Genomic DNA, 19,425 nt, shown 5'->3' on the forward strand with positions numbered 1-19,425 from the left:
GGGTACGCCCTCCCTCGTGGAACACCCGTCCGAAACGGAGACGGGGATCAGTCCACTGTGCGCGGGAGGTGTTGCCTCACCGGGTCCGGGATGTTACGCCTGCGTCAACCCTTGCGCGTGCGGCCGGGAACCCGGGGCAACCGGTCGGCGAGTTTCGGCCGGCGGGCGGCCAGCTCGGCGGCACTCTCCCGCCGGTCGAGGTCGGCATGGCGCAGCAGTTCCGGGTACGACGACTGCGGCACCGGCGGGTAGGTCGTCACGATCGCGTCGCCGCTGAAGACGAAGAAGACCGCCTGACCCTCCTTGATCACCTTCAGCAGAGAGCCGTCGCGAACGGTCAGCGCGTGCTCGAGCGCCTTCTTCCGGGCGGAGCGCTTCGCCAGCGCGGCCTGGAGTGCCTGCTGGGCAGGTTCACGGCCGTGCTTGACGGCCTCGAACGCCATCGGCCCGTACCGCACGCCGTACTTGACCATGTTCTTCGCCAGCCGACTCCGCCCACCTGCCATACCTCGACTGTACTGACCGAGCGGGGCGCCGGGCCGGGAAACGCAACTCGGGCGAGCGACGCGATGGGCTAACACAGCGGTCGGCATGCGTCGTTGCGAGGCGTCGGGCACCATTGAGCAAGTGACGGTACCTACTCCGCGCCGGCCGATCCTGCCGGGTAACAAGCTGTTCGACTCGCTGCCGGGCGCCTCCGACCCGGCGGCGGTCGCCGAGGTCGCGCACCGCACCGCGGAGCTGCTGGTCCGTGGCGCGCGATCCTCCGAGGACGCGGACGTGATCGCGCGGGTGGTGAAGCTCGCCGACGACTACGGTCTCGACGAACTGGCCGACCTGTGGTCCGACAGCCCGTCCGACTCCCTACCAGGAGCCCTCTGGCGCTTGTACCTGCTGCGTTCCTGGGTGCACTCACACGCCGAAGAGGTGTCCCGCGAGTACGCGACCGGCCGCCAGTACGCCGAGGTGCACGCCGTGGTCGCCGGCGTCGCCGACCCACCCGGCCCGACCGAAGTACGGCAGATGGTCGACGCCGTACTACGGGGTGTCGCGGCCGGCGATTTCGCGACCACCCTCGACCGGGCCGCGGCGTTCGCGCGGATCGTGGCGACCGGGCGAGCCCATCTCGCCGGTGACGGCCACGGACAGGTGCTTTCGGCGTCGAAACTGCTCGAGATGGCCGACCAGTTGCAGACCGCCGCACGAACCGAACGAGCGGGCCAGCTCTGGTGATCAGGGCGCGCTGTCTTGCATCTGGCAGGTCCGGGTGCTATGTGGCGAAAAGCCAACAGGACAAGGCGTTTGCGGACCCGTTATACTGATCGAGGTGTCGGGCCGCGGTAGCCCCGGGTCCCAAATTAAGCCGCTTCGAGCGGCCACGCGCCGTGAGGCGCTTCCCGGTCCGACGCCCCAAAACCTTCTTCCCCGCGCGACCGGACGGTCGCGCGGGGAATTCGGTGTCTAGGGGACCCAGTGGTTGTGGGTCGCGGTGATCATCACCTGGAGCTGGATGCTCGCGGCGTAGTAGCTGCTGGTGTCGACCGGGGTGTTCAGCATCTTGGCCCAGATCGCGTCGAGCCAGGCCTGGCTGCCGGAATCCGTCATCGCCGTGACGGCGAACGGAGCGAAGAAGGCCGCGTCGCTACTGGAGTCGATCGCCGTTCCGTTCAGCTTGTAGCCGGTGGCGATGCTGCTCGCGTTGCCGCCTGTCTTGGACTTGATCCAGCTGTTCAGTTTGCGGGCGGCGGCGAGTGAGGCGCTGTCGCCGCTGGTGACCGCATCGGCTCCGATCCGCCACGGGTCGCGGCAGGCGTTCCACCAGTACGCGCCGTCGTTGGGGTCCTCCAGGACCTGTCCGGTCGCGGGCTTCGGGGTGGTGTTGGTGTTGATCACGAAGTCGGGCAGCAGGCCAGTGCTGGACGCGTAGTTCGCCTGCAGCGAGGCGATCACGCTCTGGTGCTTGGCGCGGATGGTGTCCCAGGCCGAGTTGCCGGTGGCCGCCTTGAAGGCCCGGAAGTGGTCGATCATCCAGTCCGACGTACGGGACATGTTGTAGGTGGCGTCGCCGGAGCTGCTCCAGTCGCCGAAGGTGAGCAGGTTGGTGTTCGGGTTGATCTCGCTCGCCTTGATCGCGTTGATGTGCTTGATCGCCAGCTGCTTGTAGTTGTAGGTACCTGCACTCCCCCACTGCTTGTCGGCCAGCAAGAGGCCGTAGGCAACGTCCATGTCGCCGTCTGTCGCGCTGTCCGAGCCGTTCACGCTCTTGCAGGAGGTGTCCTGCTCGGCGGCCAGCAGGTCGGCGTTGTTCACCGAGGGGTGGGCCAGCATGTACTTCACCAGGCCGTCGAAGATCGTCTTCGCGGCGGGGTCGGCGCCTGCCATGGTCGCCGTGACGACCATGCCGTAGCCCTGAGCTTCAGCGACGTAAGGGTGATCGGCATCCGGCGAGATGATCTGGTACCAGCCGTTGCCGCAGCTCTGCTTGACGAAGGCCGCCTTCCACTGCTGGTAGTAGTCGACCACCTTCTGGTCAAGCGTGGCCTGGCTGCCCGACGGCGTGAGCATGCCGGCGGCGTACTGGAACTGGTGACTGCCGAAGGGGACGGCCGGTCCACTACCGCCGGCCTGTGTGGTCGCAGTGACCGCGTTGCTCGCGCCGGACACGTTGCCGGCGGCGTCGCGCGCCTTGACGGTGTAGGTGTAGCTGGTCGAGGCAGTGCGACCCGTGTCCGTGTACGTCGTGCCGGTGCCGCTCGTGGTGGCGACCTCGGTGCCGTTGCGTGAGATCACGTAGCCGGTGACTCCGACGTTGTCCGTGGACGCGTTCCACGCCAGCGACACGCTGCTCGAGGTAGTCGCGGTCGCCGCGAGATTCCCCGGCGTACTGGGCGGTGTGGTGTCGCCCGTGCCGCCACCGGTCGTGCCGTAGACCTCGAGATCCCAGAGCGAGTAGCCGTACGACGTACCGCGGGCGGTGCCGTAGACGCGAACGTAGCGGCCGCTGCCCGAGAGAGTCAGATCGTCGAGTGCACCGTTGCCGGTCGTGGTCGAGAAGGCGTCGGTCCAGGCCGAGCCATCGGCGGAGGTCTGGATCTTGTAGGACTTCGCGTAGGCCGCCTCCCAGTTGAGCTTGACCCGCGTGATGGTCGCGGTGGCGCCGAGGTCGACCCTGATCCACTCCGGGTCATGGCCTTCGACGCTGGCCCAGCGGGTGGCGGAATTGCCGTCGACGGCCTTGCCGGCCTCGAAGCCGCTACCTTCGATCGACGATGCCGTGGCGGGCTTTCCCTGCGAGAGCAGAGTGTCGGCGGCCTGTGAGGCCGACGGCGCCAGGACTGGTTGGGCGAACAGGGCTGCGGTAACGACCGCGGTAGCGGTCAGCCCTCGAAGTAGGTACGACATCAGCGGATCCTCCGGGCGGTGGGGCGGGAAAGGCGCTGCAGCTGCCTCTGCTGTTAGGAAACTTTCCTAACGATTAGCTGAAGGTAAAGCCACGGTCTGAGGAGTGCAAGACCTCGACCCAGATCGGGCCCGCGGTCCCGGTCGAACGGCTCAGGGTCCAGTCAGGGCTAAATACCCTTTCGCTGGTCCGTGAACCCGAGGAGACTCGGCACATCTGATCGGCCGGGGAGGGCGATGATCGGCATGGTGGGGAACACAGACGGACAAGCTTCGGTGGTCGTCGCGACCGGCCTGGAGCGAACGTACGGCGAGGGCGACACGGCGGTGCACGCGCTGCGGGGAGTCAGCGTGCAGGTCGCCGCAGGCCAGTTGACCGCGGTGATGGGGCCGTCGGGGTCGGGCAAGTCGACTCTGATGCACATTCTGGCCGGGCTGGACAAGCCGACCTCGGGGTCGGTGCTGATCGCCGGGACCGAGATCACCACGCTCGGCGACGACGCACTGACCAAGCTGCGCCGCGAGCACATCGGCTTCATCTTCCAGTTCTTCAACCTGCTGCCGATGCTGACCGCACGCGAGAACGTCGTCCTGCCGCTGACCATCGCCGGCGAGAAGCCGGACCCGGCGTACTTCGACGAGCTGATCGCCAGGGTCGGCCTCACGGACCGGCTCACCCACCGCCCGGCGGAACTGTCCGGCGGCCAGCAGCAACGCGTCGCGATCGCCCGCGCCCTGGTCTCGCGGCCGACGGTGATCTTCGCGGACGAGCCGACCGGCAACCTGGACTCCCGGACCAGTAACGAGATCCTGCACCTGATGCGCAGCTCGGTCGACGACTACGGCCAGACCACGGTGATGGTCACCCACGACGCCCGCGCGGCCGCGATGGCCGACCGGGTGCTCTTCCTGGCCGACGGGGAGATCGTGAAGGAGACCGGCCGGACCAGCCAGGGCGAGATCCTGCAGATCATCGACTCGCTGGACCTGCAATGATCCGGTTCGCGTTGCGCGGGCTGCTCGGCCGGAAACTGCGGACCGCGCTGACCGCGATCGGGGTCGTCCTCGGCGTGGCACTGGTGTCGGGCACCTTCGTGCTGACCGACTCGATCTCGTCCGCCTTCGACTCGATCTTCACGGAGAACTACAAGAACACCGACGCCGCGATCACCGGCAAGGCCGCGTTCGAACTGTCGGGGGACAGCGCCGGCACGGCCCCGCCGTTCGACCAGGGACTGCTCGCCAAGGTCGCCGAACTTCCCGAGGTCGGTGCGGCCGGCGGGGCGGTCGGTGGACAGGCACAGCTGATCGGCCGTGACGGCAAGGCGGTCGCCTTCGGCGGCGCGCCCAACCTCGGCTTCAGCGTCGACCCGGCCCGGCCCGAGTTCAATACGCTGACGCTGGTCAAAGGTGCCTGGCCGACCGCGGGCCAGGTGGTGATCGACACGAAGACGGCGGAGGCGAAGAAGTTCGCGACCGGCGACACCATCGGCGTACAGGCTCGTGGCGCCGTGCAGCGGATGCAGATCTCGGGGCTGGTCGAGTTCGGCGCCGTCTCGTCGATCGGTGGGGCCACGCTGGCCGGCTTCGATCTGCCGACCGCGCAGCAACTCTTCGACAAACCCGGCAAGCTCGACCAGATCCTGCTCGCGGCCAAGGACGGCGTCTCCACCCAGCAACTCGTCGACGCGGTCCAGAAGATCCTGCCCGCCGGTACGCAGGTCCGCAGTGCCGACGACCAGGCGGCCGAGGATGCCAAGGGCACCTCGAGCTTCCTGACCTTCTTCCGGACCTTCCTGCTCGTGTTCGGCGGGATCGCGTTGTTCGTCGGCTCGTTCGTGATCGCGAACTCGTTGTCGATCACGATCGCCCAGCGCACCCGCGAGTTCGCCACGCTGCGGACGTTGGGTGCGTCCCGTCGCCAGGTCCTCAACTCGGTGGTTCTCGAGGCGCTTCTGACCGGACTGGTGTCGGCGGTGGCCGGCTTGTTCCTCGGGCTCGGGATCGCCACCGGGCTGTTCAAGATCTTCGACGCTGCCGGGTTGACGCTGCCCAACAACGGGCTCGTGTTCCGCACCAGGACCGTCGTCGTCGCCTTGGCGGTCGGGGTCGTGGTCACTCTGCTGGCCAGCCTGCGGCCTGCGTGGCGAGCGACCCGGGTGCCGCCGATCGCGGCCGTTCGAGAAGGCGCCACCTTGCCGCCCGGCAGGCTGCACCGCTTCCGTCCGCTGGGAGCCGCGCTACTCGCGGTCGCAGGGGTCGCCTTGGTGGTGAGCGGATTGTTCGTCGACGGCCTCTCCACTGGTTCGTTGCTGAGCTTGCTGGCGATCGGCGTACTGCTGATCTTCATCGGGATCGCCTTGTTCTCGGCGAGGTTGGTACGCCCGCTCGCTGCGGCGTCGGATCCGGTCGCCCGGTGGTCGGTGCTCGTCTTGTCGATCGTTGCCTGGCCCCTGTTCTCACTGCCGTACTGGCTTCTCAGGCGAGGTTTCTGGGGTTCCGGATCGACGGCGAGCCGCGTTGGCGGGTTGCTGCTGGGCGCTGTGCTGAACCCTGTCCTGCTGGTGATCGTGGCCTTGATGGCCGTACGCCGTGCCGTCAGCTCCTGGCAGCCGGAGTGGCCCGCGGAGTTCCCCGGCGTACTGAGTGACCGGCCGGCCGTCGGGATCGGCGGCCAGAACAGTCGGCGCGATCCGCATCGGACCGCTTCGACCGCGGCCGCGTTGATGATCGGGCTGGCGCTGGTCACGTTGGTGGCAACGCTCGGCGCCGGGATCATCAAGCCGTTCGAGGATGCTGTCGACAAGATCTTCAGCGGGGACTACGCGATCACCGCGCAGAACAACTTCAGCCCGTTGCCGCCGACCGTTGCCGCGGCCGTCGCCAAGGTGCCCGGTGTCGATGCGCTCTCGAGTGTGCGCGGCGGCCAGGGGCGGGCGTTCGGCGAGACGATCCAGATCACCGGTGTCGACAAGCAGGCGCCGGACGTGCTCAGGTTCGACTGGAAGTCCGGTTCGCAGGCGACGCTCGGCGAGCTCGGAGCCGACGGCGCTGTTGTGGACGCTGACTATGCGGACAAGCACGGGCTCGCGGTCGGCTCGGCGCTGCCACTGGAGACTGTGGCCGGCAAGACGCTCCCGTTGCAGGTGCGCGGGATCTTCAAGCCACCGGCCGGCGGTTCGCCGTTCGGCAGCGTGACGATCTCGACCAGCGCCTTCGACGCGACCAACCCGCAGCCGCTCGACCTGTATACGTTCGTCAGCCTTCGCGGCGGGGTCACCGCCGCGAACACAGCGGCGCTGCAACAGGCGTTGAGCACCTTCCCGAACGCGAAGGCGCTGACCCGCGAGCAGTTCAAGAAGGTCCAATCGGACAGCATCAAGAGCCTGCTCAACGTCTTGTACGTACTGCTCGCGCTGTCGGTGCTGGTGAGCCTGTTCGGCATCGTGAACACGCTGGTCCTGACCGTGTTCGAGCGAACCCGCGAGCTCGGCATGCTGCGAGCGATCGGCCTGACCCGGCGCCAGGTGAAGCGGATGATCCGGCACGAAAGCGTGATCACCGCACTCATCGGCGCCGTGATCGGAATCCTGCTCGGCCTCGGTCTGGCCCTGCTGCTTGCCGCCCGCCTGGACGAGATCAGCTTCGCCGTCCCGACCGGCCAACTCCTCCTCTTCGCCGTCGTCTCGGTCGTGGTGGGCATCTTCGCCGCCATCTGGCCGGCCCGCCGCGCCGCCCGCCTGGACCCCTTGGAGGCCCTGCAGTACGAATGAGCCGCCCCGGTGCTAGCTTTCCGGCCCTGCCGTTGTTGGAGGTCCGATGCGCCTGCTCGCAGTACTGCTCGTCACTGCCCTGGTCGTGACGGGCTGCTCCACTGTCGACTCCGCTGACATCCGGACCAGTGGCATGACCGCTGACCTGCTGGTCGAACTGCCCGAGAGCGGTCAAGCGGCCGAGGTCACCGCGTCCTTCCGCGTCGGCACGCTGACCTACGTCGAGCTGGGCAGTGGGGAGAAGGTGACGGTCTCGGCGCAGGGTCTGACGGAGGAGTTGCGCCGCGGTAAGTTCGCGGGCGCGACCAGATACACCGGGCAACTGGAGGCCACAGAGCCTGGCACGGAGTTCACGCTCGACCTTGAACGCGATGGCGACAACACCTCTGCGCCTCGCTCGACAGTGGTCCTCCCTGAGTCAGTGCATTTGGTAGCGCCTGTTGCCGGAGCGAGGCTGTCCCGGCGTACGGCGGTTCAGGTCAGGTTCGCCAGCGGTCCTCCGCAACGGCTCACCTGGACGGGGCAGTGTGTCCAGAGCGGCGACCTGGAGATCGAGGCGGGACGCTCCGCTGCAACGATCGCCGCCGGCCTGATCCGGGCCATCCCCTCGACTTCGGCCAGTCCTCGGTCGGGGGGCAGCGATTCCTGCCAACTGACGCTCACGCTGACCCGCCGTACGACGGGGAAGCTGGACGCGGCCTTCAAGGACGGGACGGTCGTCGCCGAGGCCGAGTCGGTTCGCCAGGTGGTTTCGGAGCCTTGAGTCAGCGCCTGGTGCTTACCAGGCGGCCTTATGTTGGTTACCTTCTTGATAGCCGATCGCCCCGTCAACGGATAACGATCGGCCTCGGATCGCACGCCCCGCCTCCGACGAAGGGACCATCCACATGCGCCGCCTCCCCCGCGCGCTGCTTCCGCTTGCCCTCTCCGCCGGCCTGCTCGCGCAGAGCCTGGTCGCCGTGCCCGCCTCCGCCTCGACCGCTGCCGGCCGCCGTGATTTCGACATCCAAGGTCATCGTGGCGGCCTCGGCCTGACCGTCGAGAGCACGATCGCGTCGTTCAGCCGCGGCCTCGAACTCGGCGTCAGCACGCTCGAACTGGACGTCCAGATCACCCAGGACGGCCGTGCCGTGGTCACCCACGACCGCAAGGTCAGCGGCGCCAAGTGCAAGGACACCGCGCCGTACACGCCGGAAGACCCCGAATACCCGTACGTCGGTAAGTTCATCAACACCCTCACGCTCGCCCAGGTGCGACAACTCGACTGCGGCTCGCTACCGCAACCGGAGTTCCCCGGCCAGACCCCCGACCCCGGCGCCCGGATGCCGGAACTGCGGGACGTGTTCGATCTCGTCCACCGCTTCCACGCCAACACTGTGAAGCTGAACGTCGAGACCAAGGTCGAGGCGGGAGCGCCGAGCGAGACCGCGCCGCGCGAGCAGTTCGTTCAGGTGGTCGCGGCCGAGATTCGCAAGGCACACATCGCTCGCCAGGTGACGATCCAGAGCTTCGACTGGGGCTCGTTGATGCGGATGCGCCAGGTCGCTCCCGAACTGCCGCTGGTCGCGCTGACGAACTACGACTTCCTCGAGACCGGCAAGCCCGGCAAGTCGCCCTGGCTCGGCGGGATCGACATCGACGACTTCGGCGGCGACCTGGTGAAGGCGGCGAAGTCGTTCGGCGCCGCCGCGATCTCGCCCGTGCACGGGTTCCCGCAGGGCGGCAAGGTGACCGACCCGGGGTACCGGCCGTATGTCACCGCCGACATGGTGCGCTCGGCTCATCAGGCCGGGATGAAGGTCGTGCCGTGGACCGTGGACGACCCCGCGACCATGCAGTGGCTGATCGGCCTCGGCGTCGACGGTCTCATCTCCGACTACCCGGACCGCGTGCGTACGGTCGCTGCAGAGGCGGGCTTCCGGCTACCGCGTGCGTACGACGCTCCTGCGGTCCAGGCGCTGCCTACAGCGCACGCACACAACGACTACGAGCACCGGCGACCCCTACTCGACGCACTCGACCGCGGCTTCAACAGCGTCGAGGCCGACGTCTGGCTGGTCGACGGCGAGCTGCGCATCGCCCATGAACTCGCCGATGCCGTACCCGGCCGGAACTTGGAGAACCTGTACCTCGAACCGCTCGCCCAGCGGGTCCGGGCCAACCACGGTCAGGTCTATCGTCACGGTCGCGACTTCCAGCTGCTCATTGACATCAAGAGCGACGGCCCCACGACGTACGCGGCGGTCGACAAGGCACTGCAGAAGTACCGCGGCATCAGCACCGTCTACGCCAACGGCCGCGTGCACCAGGGCGCCGTGACGTCGGTGATCAGCGGCAACCGGCCCCTGGACATCCTGCAGGCACAGAAGATCCGGTACGCCGGGTACGACGGCCGGCTGTCTGACCTGAACTCCGGGTTGCCGCCGTCCGTGATGCCGCTGGTGAGCGACAACTGGTCGAAGAACTTCACCTGGCGAGGCATCGGCGAGTTCCCGGCCGCCGAGCGCGCAAAGCTGCAGGAGATCGTGACGACGGCCCACCGCGCCGGCTACAAGGTGCGGTTCTGGGAGACCCCTGACGTACGCGGCGCTGCCCGGGACGCTGTCTGGACCGAGCTGACCGCTGCAGGCGTCGACAACCTCAACACCGACGACCTGCACGGCCTGGAAGACTTCCTGCGGGGTTAGCCCTTCACCTCGAAGATGCGGGCGGACGGCTCAACCAGTACGGCGAGCCGTGCGCCCACCTCGTAGTGCCGGGCGTACTTCCAACCGAACGTCGTCTCGAACGTCTCGAACCCGTGCCCGGAGATCCGCAACCGCAGTTCGACACCGTCCATCTCGCCCCAGCTCTTGCTCTCGACGGACAGGATCTCCGCAGTAGCCGGGTAGCCCAACGCATCCAGTCGCTTGGTGTCCAGCCGGCCTTGGCGCGTGCCGCGCCACCAAAGGACGCTTGTCACGCCGAACAGAACAGTCAAGACCAGTGCGATCGCCCTCGTCAGCCAGCGGTGATCGCCCGAGTAAAGGAACGACAGCACGAGTCCCGCGGGCCCGATGACGAACACCGTCAGACAGATCAGGCTGAAGAAGAAGTAGCCGACCGCGCTGACCCTCGGCGGGCTGGTCGCGCCGTCCCCAGGTTGACGCCACTGCAGCGCCTCACTCGTTGACATCGCAGCATCCTAGGGTGCCGCGGATACCTCAACCAGGTCGATGACATCGCCACCTGTCCGGAACGCCTTGCGCTGTCTGATCGCACCGTTGCCGTCGGTGATCAGCCGCTGCACGGTCTCCCGCACCCGGTCGAGTTCGCCCAGCTCTTCCAAGGCGTCCTTGGCGTGGTCGATCAACAGACCCACGACCTCGGGCATGGGTAGCGGCTTGGCGTGCAACACGTCGAGGCCGTCGCCGTCGAGCCCGTCGCGAGCAGCAAGCCAGTACGCGGCACGCAGTACCTCCGGCTCCAGCTTCGGTCCCAGACCGCCGTCGGCTGTCGCTGTCATCACGAGTGCACGGATCAGCGTGGCCAGCAGCACCGTCTCGTCGACCGTGAGCGGCACGTCGCTGACGCGCACCTCCACGGTCGGAAGGTGAGTCGACGGACGGACATCCCAATAGACCATCCGCTCGTCCATGATGCTGCCCGACGCGAGCTGCATCGCGACCAGCGCATCGTAGTGCTCGGCCGATTCGAAGTACGGCGGTTGGCCGGAGCAGGGCCAGCGTGACCACATGATCGACCGCCAGCTCGAGAATCCGGTGTCCGCGCCCAGATAGATCGGCGAGTTGGCCGTCAGCGCGAGGAGCACCGGCAACCAGGGACGCAGATGATTGCTGACCCGGATCGCTACCTCTTTGTCGGGTACGTCGATGTGCACATGGCAGCCGCAGACCGCCTGCTCCCTGGCAAGCAACCCGTACCGCGCTTCCATCTGCTGATACCGCGCCTTCTTCGTCACCAACTGCGCGGCCCGGCCACTCGGCGGTACGGCGATGGCGCACAGCCGGCCGCCTTGCTCGGCGGCGGCCGCGGCAAGCTTCGAACGCATCCGCACCAGCTGCTCGTGCAGTTCGTCCGCGGTCTCGCAGACCGGCGCGTTGATCTCGACCTGGGCCCTGGTCAGTTCGAGTTCCACGTCGATGTCGGCGGCCTCGGCGGCGACGGCCTTGCTCTGCGGCAACGGCTCGCCGTCGGCGGACACCAGCAACAACTCTTCCTCGACGCCCATGGACGGAAGGCTCAAGTGACTCTCTCCTCGGGTCAGGTCCGCCCCCGGTACCCGGCCGTATCGGCGCGGAAACCGTGCCCGCACCGCCGGGCGCCGGGCGCAAACGCATATGCTCTACGGCGTGAGTCTGCCGATCGTCACCGCTACCCGGTACGTGTTGCCGCTCCGCGAAGGCGGTTCGCTGCCGGGTGTTGTCGAAGGCAACGATCTCGGCACCTACGTGCTCAAGTTCCACGGCGCGGGCCAGGGCCCGAAGGCGCTGGTGGCCGAGGTCGTCGTCGGCGAGCTGTTCCGACGGCTCGGCCTGCGGGTGCCCGAGCTGAAGCTGATGGAACTCGACCCGGCGATCGGCAAGTCCGAGCCCGACGAGGAGATCCAGGAACTGCTGATCCGCAGCGCCGGACTCAACCTCGCGGTCGACTTCCTGCCCGGCTCCTTCGGGTACGACGGTTCCAGCGGCAAGCCCGACGACGCGACCCAGGCCCGGATCCTGTGGCTCGACGCGTTCGTGGCGAACGTGGACCGCTCCTGGCGCAACCCGAACCTGCTCGTCTGGCACAAGAATCTCTGGCTGATCGACCACGGAGCCGCGTTGTACTTCCACCATTCCTGGATGTCCGCGGAGAAGTTCACCGGGCTCCCGTACGACGCCGCCGACCACGTCTTCCGCGATGTCGCCCCGGCCGTACCGGACATCGACTCGCAACTGGCCGCCGAGATCACGCCGGACCTGTTGACCGAGGTGATCGACCTCGTGCCCGACGAGTGGATCGCACCTGGCGACCGTGAGCGGTACCTCGGCCATCTGACCGCCCGGCTGGCCGATCGGTCCGCCTGGCTGCCGGGTGGTGCACGGTGAACCTTGTCCCGTTCGACTACGTCATCCTCCGGGCCGCCCCGCGGATCCAGCGAGGCGAATTCGTCAACGTCGGCGCTGTGCTCTACTGCCGGGCGCTGGACTTCCTCGGCGCCGCCTGGGACGTCGATCCCGCCCGTTTGAAGGCCCTCGATCCAGCGGTCGACGTCGACGTGGTGTGTGCGTCGCTGGAGCACATCCGCGCGATCTGCGCCGGCGACCCCGACGGCGGCCCCGCGGCGACGACGCGGATCGGCGAACGCTTCCGCTGGCTCGCGGCACCCCGCAGTACGGTCGTGCATCCCAGCCCCATCCACAGCGGCCTCACCAGCGACCCCACGGCCGACCTCGACCGCCTGGTCGACGCCTTCGTCAGGTAGCCCGGCTCGGACTGAAGAACTCCAGCACGGCTTGGGCGCCGGACTCGAGGAGCTTCCGCATATCGGCGGACAACTGCGCGGCAACAGCGCTCCGCTCGAACATGGCAGCCTCATAAGTCCGTACTGCGTTCGCCGGGTCCGCCGCCAGCGCCAAGGCCAATTCAGCGGCATCGAGCATTGCCAGATTGGCTCCTTGTCCGGCCGGCGGCATCAGGTGAGCCGCGTCGCCGATCAGGGTGACACCGGGCACCGGTGACCAGGTCAGTCCGATCGGCAATGCGCGGGGGGCCCGGGGAACGATCGTTTCGTCGCAAGCCTCGATCAGCTCGGTGAACTTCGGATGCCAGTCGCTGAAGAGTTCCACCAGCGCGGCCCGAGCCCGGGCCGGATCCTCGAACGGGATCCCGCAGGTCGTCAGCCAGTCCTCCGGGCCGTAGAACGACAGGTACACGCGGACCCGGCCGCTGCCGTTCCGCTGGGCTGCCAGGGTCTGCCCATCCCCGATCGCCCAGTAGTTGCCGCGGCCGATCCTGGCCGCCAACTCGGGATAGGTGTGATCGATGTCGGGTATGCCGAGTTCCACCGAGTTGACGCCGAAGTGGGCCGGACGAGCGTCGGTGAGGAGCGGACGGACGACGGAGTTCGCGCCGTCGGCGCCGACCAGGAGATCGCAGTCGGCGGTGGCGCCGTTCCGGAACCGGAGCAGGTGACCGCCTTTCTGGTCCGGCACGGCCTCCTGCAAGGCGTGGCCCCACTTGATGGCGTGCTCGGGGAGGGAATCGAGCAGCAGGTCGCGGAGGTCACTGCGATCGACCTCCGGGCGTGCCATCGGCGCGTCGTCGGGGGTGTCTTCCTGAAGCAGGATCGTGCCGGACGGATCGAGCAGGCGCATGTCCTGACCTTCACGTCGCGCGATGGCCAGGAACCCGCTCTCCAGCCCCGCTTCCCGCAGCGCCCGCTGACCGGTTTCGGTGTGGAGGTCGAGCATGCCGCCCTGGGTCCGGGCCGAGCGAGAAGCTTCGCGCTCGTAGACGACTGCGTCGATTCCGTGCACGGCGAGCACGCGGGCTAGCGTCAAGCCCCCGACTCCCCCGCCGATGATGGCGATCTTCATGACTGCACCTCACTCTGTACGGCGTACTGTGTCGATACACTGTATCGAACGATACGATGTCTGGTATCGAGTGTGAGGAGCAGCATGGATGAGCCCGCGGTGATCTGGGACCGGCCCGAGCCCACCAGGCGGCCGGCGCCGAGTCCGCTGAGCAGGGAATCGATCGTGCAGGCGGCGATCCGGCTGGCCGACGCCGAGGGACTCGAAGCGGTGTCGGTCCGCAAAGTCGCCGCGGAGTTGGATGCCGGCCCGATGCGGCTCTACGGCTACCTGTCGACCAAGGACGATCTGCTCGACCTGATGGTCGACGCGGCGTACGGGGAGATCCCACTGCCGGAAGCAACCGGTCAGGACTGGCGTACGACCTTGCGAGAACTCGGGCACGGCATCAGGCAGGTCGCATTGCGACACGAATGGTTCGCCGATCTCCTCGGGCGCCGTCCACATCTGGGCCCGCAGGCTCTCGCCTATTTGGAAGCCTCGTTGGCAGCGCTCGACCGAGCTGACGAATTCGCCACCATCGACGAGGTCAGCCGGGCAATCCGCACGCTCCACGCCTACCTGATCGGAGCCCTCAGAACCGAGGTCGCCGAACGCCGAGCCGAACGATCAACCGGCCTCGACAAAGACTCCTGGCGTCGCAAAGCCGCTCCCTACCTCACCCGCGCTCTGTCGTCAGGCAACTACCCCACCGTCGCCAATTTCGTCCACAACGCCACCCGGCAAACCCCGGACACCGCCTTCGACACCGGCCTGAACCACCTCCTCGCCGGCATCACCCCACCCAAACCCAACTGACCGACGCTCGGGGGCTGAGATGCGGATCTCGGTGGCCAGCCCGAACTCGGCCGGCCCACCCCGTGGGCTGGCCAGCGCGACCTCGGCCGGCCCACCCCGTGGGCTGGCCAGCGCGAACCCCGGGTGGCCAGCGCGAACCCCGGGTGGCCAGCGCGACCACGGCGGCCAGCGGAACCTCGGTGGCCGGACCAACCCAACGGTCGGCCCGGGCGTTCGGCGTACGGGTCAGGCGAGGGCTTGGGAGACGACCTCGCGGGCTTCGGCGAAGACCTCGGCGAGGTGGTCCTCACCTTTGAAGGACTCGCCGTAAATCTTGTAGAGGTCCTCGGTACCGGACGGACGCGCCGCGAACCAGGCCGACTCGGTCGTCACCTTCAGCCCACCGATGGCCGCCCCGTTGCCGGGCGCACTCGTCATCCTGTCCAGGATCGGCTCACCGGCCAACTCGGTCGCCGTGACCGCATCGGCCGACAGCGCGGCGAGCTTCGCCTTCTCTTCGCGAGTGGCAGGCGCATCGACCCGCGAGTACGCCGAGGCGCCGAACTTCTCCACCAGTTTCGCGTGCGCCTGCGACGGCGTCTCGCCCGTCACCGCAGTGATCTCGCTGGCCAGCAGCGCGAGCAGGATGCCGTCCTTGTCCGTGGTCCACACCGTGCCGTCGAAGCGCAGGAAGCTCGCCCCTGCAGACTCCTCACCGCCAAAGCCGACCGACCCGTCGATCAGCCCCGGCACGAACCACTTGAACCCGACCGGCACCTCCCAGAGCCGCCGGCCGAGATCGCCGACGACCCGATCGATGAGCGAGGACGACACCAGCGTCTTGCCGACCGCCACGTCCGGACCCCACTGCCTGTTCCCGAACAGGTAGGAGATCGCGGCGGCCAGGTAGTGGTTCGGGTTCATCAGGCCGGCGTCCGGCGTCACGATGCCGTGCCGGTCCGAGTCGGCGTCGTTGCCCGTGGCCACGTCGTACCGGTCCTTCTGGGCGACCAGCGACGCCATCGCGTACGGCGACGAGCAGTCCATCCGGATCTTGCCGTCGTGGTCGAGCGTCATGAACGACCAGGCTGGGTCGATCCGCGGGTTCACCACGGTCAGGTCAAGGCGGTGCCGCTCGGCGATCGCGGCCCAGTAGTCGACACTCGCGCCGCCGAGCGGGTCGGCGCCGATCCGGACTCCCGCGCTTCGGATCGCGTCGAGGTTTAGTACGGACGGCAGGTCGTCGACATAGTGACCGAGGAAGTCGTACTCCCCTGCCTGCGCCCGGGCGGCCTCGAACGGCGTACGGCGTACTTCGCGGTTGCCGCCCGCGATCAGCTCGTTGGCCCGGTTCGCGATCCAGCCGGTCGCGTCCGAGTCGGCCGGACCGCCATGCGGCGGGTTGTACTTGATGCCACCGTCGCGCGGCGGGTTGTGGCTCGGCGTGATGACGATGCCGTCCGCACCCGCTCCCGCTCCGCGGTTGAGCCGCAGGATGGCATGTGACACGGCTGGCGTCGGCGTCAGACCGTCGGCGCTGTCGACGAGCGTCTGGACGTTGTTGCCCGCCAGCACCTCGAGCACGGTCCGCCAGGCCGGCTCGGACAAGCCGTGGCTGTCGCGGCCGACCAGCAGCGGCCCGGACGTCCCCTCACCTGCCCGGTACTCACAGATGGCCTGGGTAATGGCCAGGATGTGCGCCTCGTTGAAGGCACCGTCGAGGCTCGAGCCGCGATGGCCCGACGTACCGAAGACGACCTTCTGAGCGGGGTTCTCGACGTCCGGCGTGATCCCGTCGTAGGCGGCGAGCAGCGCGTCGACGTCGACGAGGTCCTCGGGCTGAGCGGGCTGGCCTGCGCGTGGGTGCATGTGCTCATGCAACAAGCCTTCGGCCATGATCACAACTCCATCCGGGTGGCGTGCACAACTTCTCCGCGGTTCGACGGCCGTTTTTCAGCTCGGGTACGGCGTGAGGAGCTGGTCGACCGGCGCGTAGTCGTCGGTCAGCAGCGGCGCGTCACCGATGAACTCCCGTACCGCGGCCGGATCGTCCAGCAACTCGGCCCGCTGTTTCAGCCGCGACCGGATCGCCGCCGAGGGCAACGACTGCTGGGACGCCACCAGGACGAAGTTGCCGCCGGCCTCGCCGGTCAACTCGTCCGGGTCCGCAATCACCCCGACATGCGCGAACTCGGCCGCGACCGTCCGCATCTCCGCCTTGAGGAACGCCTGCGAGCCATAGTCGATGACGTTCACCAGATAGATACCGTCGGTCCTGAGCACCCGGCGGATGTCGGCGATGATCTCGCGCGTGGTCAGATGCCACGGCACCGCGATCCCGCCGAACGCGTCCATGATCACCAGATCGCGACTGCCGTCCGGCTCCGACCGTACGCCGAGCCGTCCGTCCCGGATCCGCACGTCGAGGTCGGGGCCGGTCCTCGCGCCCAGCTCCGACTTGTCGACCTCGATCACGCCCGGATCGATCTCGTACACCTTGTTGCGGCTGCCCGGCCGGGTGGCCGCCAAGTACCGCGGCATGGTGAGACCGCCGCCGCCGATGTGCAGCGCGTCGACCGGTTGCCGGGCCGGCCATTTGCTCTCGATCACGTCGGCGAAGTTCTTGATGTAGAGGAATTCCAGGTACGTCGGGTCCGCGAGGTCAACGTACGAATGCCTCAGCTGGTCCAGATACAACGTGCGCCCGCTGGGCCGATCCGGGTCGGCAACGACTCGGGCGCAGTGGTACGCCGTCTCGACCTCGCACGGCCGGGGTGCGACGAGGGTCAGTCCGGCACCGATCAGCGCTAGCGCGAGTGGCCGTGCGGCGGCCTTCAATCCGCGGAAGTAGATCGTGAGCGCCGCGCCGCCCGCAACCAGGAAGCCGCCAAGGCACAGCACGATCACGCTCGTCGGCACCTTCGCCACGAACACGAACCCGGTCAACACAGTGCCCGCGATCGCGCCCACCGTCGCGTACGCCGACAGCCGTCCGACGACCGTGCCGGTTTGGGTGAGCGTCTGGAGTCTGAGTTTCGTCACCATCGGCGTCACGGCGGCCAGCAGCGCCGCCGGTATGAACAGCGCGATCGTCACCGCCAGGAACACGACATTGCTGTCGCCGCCACGAACCGCCTCACCCGTCCAGCGCACGATCGGCAGGATCAACAGCACCATCGCGCCGCCGAAGAGAATGAGCGGACCCAGCGACCGGGTCGGTGGCACGGCATCGGCGAACTTCCCACCGAATGCCGCCCCCGTCGCGATCGCGGCCAGCGCGACCCCGATGACGGCTGTGTTGGTCTCCAACGTCAGCCCCAGATAGGGCGCGATCAGTCGCAGTGACACCAGTTCCAGCACCATCACCGACGCAGAGCTGAGCAACGACAAGGCAATCGCCAGCCTGTCGCCGATCCCTCTCGCCACGCCCTCAGCCGCGGCCACCGTCGTCTCGCTCATCGCGCCACCCTACCTACGCAACGCCCACGCCCGCTCGGCCCTCGCCGGCTTCTGTGGACAACCTTCGCTGCAACCTTTTCGGAATCGGTGGACCGGGACAGTTTGCTCGAATTGCCTTGTGGACAACGGCGATCGAAGGGCCGAACACTCGTACTTTCCCTGGCATGAGCAAACGAATCGTCATCTTCTGTTCCGACCTCATCAACGCCGCCGGCCCACTGACCCCTGACGAGCTCGGCCAGCAGGTTCTCGCCGCCGGCCTGACCAAATCGGTGCACCCGGTCACTGCCATCCGTACCGCCCTGCGCCAGTCACCGGTGATGGTGCAACTCCCCGACGGTCGCTTCGACTCCGCCCGCCGGATGCTCGACGGCGTCTCCCTCACCCATCGGGTCCGCTTCGCCACCCAGGGAAGACAGGTCCTGTACGCCGGCCCCGAGCTGGCCATCCTCGATCAGATTCTCGTGCACGAAGGATCCCTGGCGCTGACGTCGGGTGGCGCCATCACGTCGTCGCTCGGCGAGTTCGGCGGCTGGTGCGGTCCACCGGACTGGCTTCCGGACGTGCCCGCCGACTCGCTCCTGGCCTTCCGGTTCCGCAACGGAAGGCTCGCGGTGGAACCGGTCGTCCACGAGCCGTCCTTCAAGAGCGCCGAAGTAGAGCGCCTCCGCGTCGTGCTCCGAAGATTCCTGATGACCTCGGACAATCTGGATCCTTGGAAAAGCCATCACACACTGGGCAAAGTCATGCTCCGCGCTCTCGCGGAAGTCCCGGATCTACTCCGGGAGCCGTTGCCACCGTTGGACGAGATCCTCCGCCTGGGCAACGAGCGGTGGGCCAGAGACTGGCCGGTCGAATCCGTCGAGGACGTTCGCGACGGCCAGCGGATCCTGCTCGATGACGTACCGAGCGCACTGGTCGCAGCCCTCCGCCGCGACGCCGACCGCCTCGGCGTCACCACCGGCGAACTGACCGTCCTGCTGTTGTCCGCAGCGACCTACCGCACAGCCTTACCCTGCCGCCACGACGCCCAAGCCGCCTACCTCAACCCACCCGCCTACTTCGACGAACCTGATCATCTGGCCTACCCCGACGAAGCTGCGGCCTACCGCGACGACGCTGCGGTTCCTGCCTACCCCGACGAGCCGGAGGTTCCGACATACCCGGACGAAGCCGCGGTTCCTTCCCATCCAGACCGACCTGCTGATCCTGCTCATCCCGACGGACCTGCTGATCCTGCTCATCCCGACGGACCTCGAGGTCCTGCCCATCCCGACGGACCTGGTGACCCTGCCGACCACAACGGCGTCGACCATGCCGCGAAGGCCGGCGCCGACGACTGTGAAGCCTCCGACGACTTCGAGGAAGTCTGGATAGACGACCTGCCAGACGCCGTACTCGCCCTGAGGCGCCCACCCGAATGACCAGTCGAGTCA

Annotated in this window: 16 protein-coding genes; 9 read left to right on the plus strand and 7 right to left on the minus strand. The window is 67.8% G+C overall.

The window, feature by feature from the left end:
- Nucleotides 1-104: 104 nt before the first annotated feature.
- Nucleotides 105-506 carry a hypothetical protein gene (locus DIZ26_RS02820; protein ID WP_232828107.1) on the minus strand — a complete coding sequence of 134 codons (402 nt, stop codon included), beginning with the start codon at nt 504-506 and terminating at the stop codon, nt 105-107.
- 121 nt (nt 507-627) lie between these two features.
- Here DIZ26_RS02820 and DIZ26_RS02825 point away from each other — a divergent pair, with 121 nt between their 5' ends.
- Entirely contained in the window at nt 628-1,233 is a 606-nt protein-coding gene (locus DIZ26_RS02825) for a hypothetical protein (RefSeq protein WP_112237366.1), read from the plus strand.
- Nucleotides 1,234-1,461: 228 nt separating this feature from the next.
- Here the strand turns inward: DIZ26_RS02825 and DIZ26_RS38115 are convergent, their stop codons facing one another.
- Nucleotides 1,462-3,402 carry a glycosyl hydrolase family 8 gene (locus DIZ26_RS38115; protein ID WP_112237368.1) on the minus strand — a complete coding sequence of 647 codons (1,941 nt, stop codon included), beginning with the start codon at nt 3,400-3,402 and terminating at the stop codon, nt 1,462-1,464.
- A gap of 234 nt (nt 3,403-3,636) precedes the next feature.
- Here DIZ26_RS38115 and DIZ26_RS02835 point away from each other — a divergent pair, with 234 nt between their 5' ends.
- The 4 genes from DIZ26_RS02835 to DIZ26_RS02850 all read left to right on the plus strand — a co-directional run bounded on the left by DIZ26_RS02835 (nt 3,637) and on the right by DIZ26_RS02850 (nt 9,859).
- Nucleotides 3,637-4,395 (plus strand): ABC transporter ATP-binding protein, encoded by a 759-nt coding sequence (locus DIZ26_RS02835; RefSeq protein WP_232828108.1) that lies wholly within the window; start codon nt 3,637-3,639, stop codon nt 4,393-4,395.
- Complete coding sequence (locus DIZ26_RS02840; protein ID WP_112237370.1) at nt 4,392-7,172, plus strand: ABC transporter permease; 2,781 nt, start codon at nt 4,392-4,394, stop codon at nt 7,170-7,172. Before DIZ26_RS02835 ends, DIZ26_RS02840 begins: the two co-directional genes overlap by 4 nt.
- A gap of 46 nt (nt 7,173-7,218) precedes the next feature.
- On the plus strand, nt 7,219-7,935 hold the full coding sequence (locus DIZ26_RS02845; protein WP_112237372.1) for a hypothetical protein: 717 nt from the start codon (nt 7,219-7,221) through the stop codon (nt 7,933-7,935).
- A gap of 124 nt (nt 7,936-8,059) precedes the next feature.
- Complete coding sequence (locus tag DIZ26_RS02850; protein WP_112237374.1) at nt 8,060-9,859, plus strand: glycerophosphodiester phosphodiesterase family protein; 1,800 nt, start codon at nt 8,060-8,062, stop codon at nt 9,857-9,859.
- Here the strand turns inward: DIZ26_RS02850 and DIZ26_RS02855 are convergent.
- Together DIZ26_RS02855 and DIZ26_RS02860 are read right to left on the minus strand one after the other, a co-directional pair.
- Nucleotides 9,856-10,347: a hypothetical protein gene (locus DIZ26_RS02855; protein WP_112237376.1), complete on the minus strand. Its 492-nt coding sequence runs from the start codon at nt 10,345-10,347 to the stop codon at nt 9,856-9,858. The genes DIZ26_RS02850 and DIZ26_RS02855 overlap by 4 nt on opposite strands.
- 9 nt (nt 10,348-10,356) lie before the next feature.
- Nucleotides 10,357-11,418, minus strand: coding sequence for a carboxylate-amine ligase (locus DIZ26_RS02860; RefSeq protein ID WP_232828109.1), 1,062 nt, complete (start codon nt 11,416-11,418; stop codon nt 10,357-10,359).
- A gap of 106 nt (nt 11,419-11,524) precedes the next feature.
- On the opposite strand from DIZ26_RS02860, the gene DIZ26_RS02865 reads away from it, so the two are divergent.
- The gene (locus DIZ26_RS02865) at nt 11,525-12,262 is read left to right on the plus strand and encodes a HipA family kinase (RefSeq protein ID WP_112237591.1); all 738 of its coding nucleotides are present in this window, start codon (nt 11,525-11,527) and stop codon (nt 12,260-12,262) included.
- The gene (locus DIZ26_RS02870) at nt 12,259-12,639 is read left to right on the plus strand and encodes a DUF3037 domain-containing protein (protein ID WP_112237380.1); all 381 of its coding nucleotides are present in this window, start codon (nt 12,259-12,261) and stop codon (nt 12,637-12,639) included. The genes DIZ26_RS02865 and DIZ26_RS02870 overlap by 4 nt, the downstream gene beginning before the upstream one ends.
- Here DIZ26_RS02870 and DIZ26_RS02875 read toward each other — a convergent pair.
- The gene (locus DIZ26_RS02875) at nt 12,632-13,753 is read right to left on the minus strand and encodes an FAD-dependent oxidoreductase (protein WP_112237382.1); all 1,122 of its coding nucleotides are present in this window, start codon (nt 13,751-13,753) and stop codon (nt 12,632-12,634) included. The genes DIZ26_RS02870 and DIZ26_RS02875 overlap by 8 nt on opposite strands.
- An 84-nt stretch (nt 13,754-13,837) precedes the next feature.
- Between DIZ26_RS02875 and DIZ26_RS02880 the strand changes: the two genes are divergently transcribed.
- Nucleotides 13,838-14,551, plus strand: coding sequence for a TetR/AcrR family transcriptional regulator (locus DIZ26_RS02880; protein ID WP_112237385.1), 714 nt, complete (start codon nt 13,838-13,840; stop codon nt 14,549-14,551).
- Between the two features lie 225 nt (nt 14,552-14,776).
- Here the strand turns inward: DIZ26_RS02880 and pgm are convergent, their stop codons facing one another.
- Together pgm and DIZ26_RS02890 are read right to left on the minus strand one after the other, a co-directional pair.
- Nucleotides 14,777-16,399, minus strand: coding sequence for a phosphoglucomutase (alpha-D-glucose-1,6-bisphosphate-dependent) (pgm, locus tag DIZ26_RS02885; protein WP_112237593.1), 1,623 nt, complete (start codon nt 16,397-16,399; stop codon nt 14,777-14,779).
- 84 nt (nt 16,400-16,483) lie between these two features.
- Nucleotides 16,484-17,989, minus strand: a complete 1,506-nt coding sequence (locus DIZ26_RS02890) for a fused MFS/spermidine synthase (RefSeq protein WP_112237387.1) — start codon at nt 17,987-17,989, stop codon at nt 16,484-16,486.
- Nucleotides 17,990-18,153: 164 nt separating this feature from the next.
- On the opposite strand from DIZ26_RS02890, the gene DIZ26_RS02895 reads away from it, so the two are divergent.
- Nucleotides 18,154-19,413, plus strand: coding sequence for a hypothetical protein (locus tag DIZ26_RS02895; RefSeq protein ID WP_112237389.1), 1,260 nt, complete (start codon nt 18,154-18,156; stop codon nt 19,411-19,413).
- The last annotated feature ends 12 nt before the right edge of the window (nt 19,414-19,425 follow it).

The sequence above is a fragment of the Kribbella monticola genome (assembly GCF_003261635.1).
Taxonomy (GTDB): Bacteria; Actinomycetota; Actinomycetes; order Propionibacteriales; family Kribbellaceae; genus Kribbella; species Kribbella monticola.

What these genes read in the sequence shown, in the direction of transcription:
- DIZ26_RS02820 (WP_232828107.1), bottom strand. Translation starts at nt 506, where the DNA reads ATGGCAGGTGGGCGGAGTCGGCTGGCGAAGAACATGGTCAAGTACGGC.
- DIZ26_RS38115 (WP_112237368.1), bottom strand. Translation starts at nt 3,402, where the DNA reads ATGTCGTACCTACTTCGAGGGCTGACCGCTACCGCGGTCGTTACCGCA.
- DIZ26_RS02835 (WP_232828108.1), top strand. Translation starts at nt 3,637, where the DNA reads ATGATCGGCATGGTGGGGAACACAGACGGACAAGCTTCGGTGGTCGTC.
- DIZ26_RS02840 (WP_112237370.1), top strand. Translation starts at nt 4,392, where the DNA reads ATGATCCGGTTCGCGTTGCGCGGGCTGCTCGGCCGGAAACTGCGGACC.
- DIZ26_RS02845 (WP_112237372.1), top strand. Translation starts at nt 7,219, where the DNA reads ATGCGCCTGCTCGCAGTACTGCTCGTCACTGCCCTGGTCGTGACGGGC.
- DIZ26_RS02850 (WP_112237374.1), top strand. Translation starts at nt 8,060, where the DNA reads ATGCGCCGCCTCCCCCGCGCGCTGCTTCCGCTTGCCCTCTCCGCCGGC.
- DIZ26_RS02855 (WP_112237376.1), bottom strand. Translation starts at nt 10,347, where the DNA reads ATGTCAACGAGTGAGGCGCTGCAGTGGCGTCAACCTGGGGACGGCGCG.
- DIZ26_RS02875 (WP_112237382.1), bottom strand. Translation starts at nt 13,753, where the DNA reads ATGAAGATCGCCATCATCGGCGGGGGAGTCGGGGGCTTGACGCTAGCC.
- DIZ26_RS02880 (WP_112237385.1), top strand. Translation starts at nt 13,838, where the DNA reads ATGGATGAGCCCGCGGTGATCTGGGACCGGCCCGAGCCCACCAGGCGG.
- pgm (WP_112237593.1), bottom strand. Translation starts at nt 16,399, where the DNA reads ATGCACCCACGCGCAGGCCAGCCCGCTCAGCCCGAGGACCTCGTCGAC.
- DIZ26_RS02890 (WP_112237387.1), bottom strand. Translation starts at nt 17,989, where the DNA reads ATGAGCGAGACGACGGTGGCCGCGGCTGAGGGCGTGGCGAGAGGGATC.
- DIZ26_RS02895 (WP_112237389.1), top strand. Translation starts at nt 18,154, where the DNA reads ATGAGCAAACGAATCGTCATCTTCTGTTCCGACCTCATCAACGCCGCC.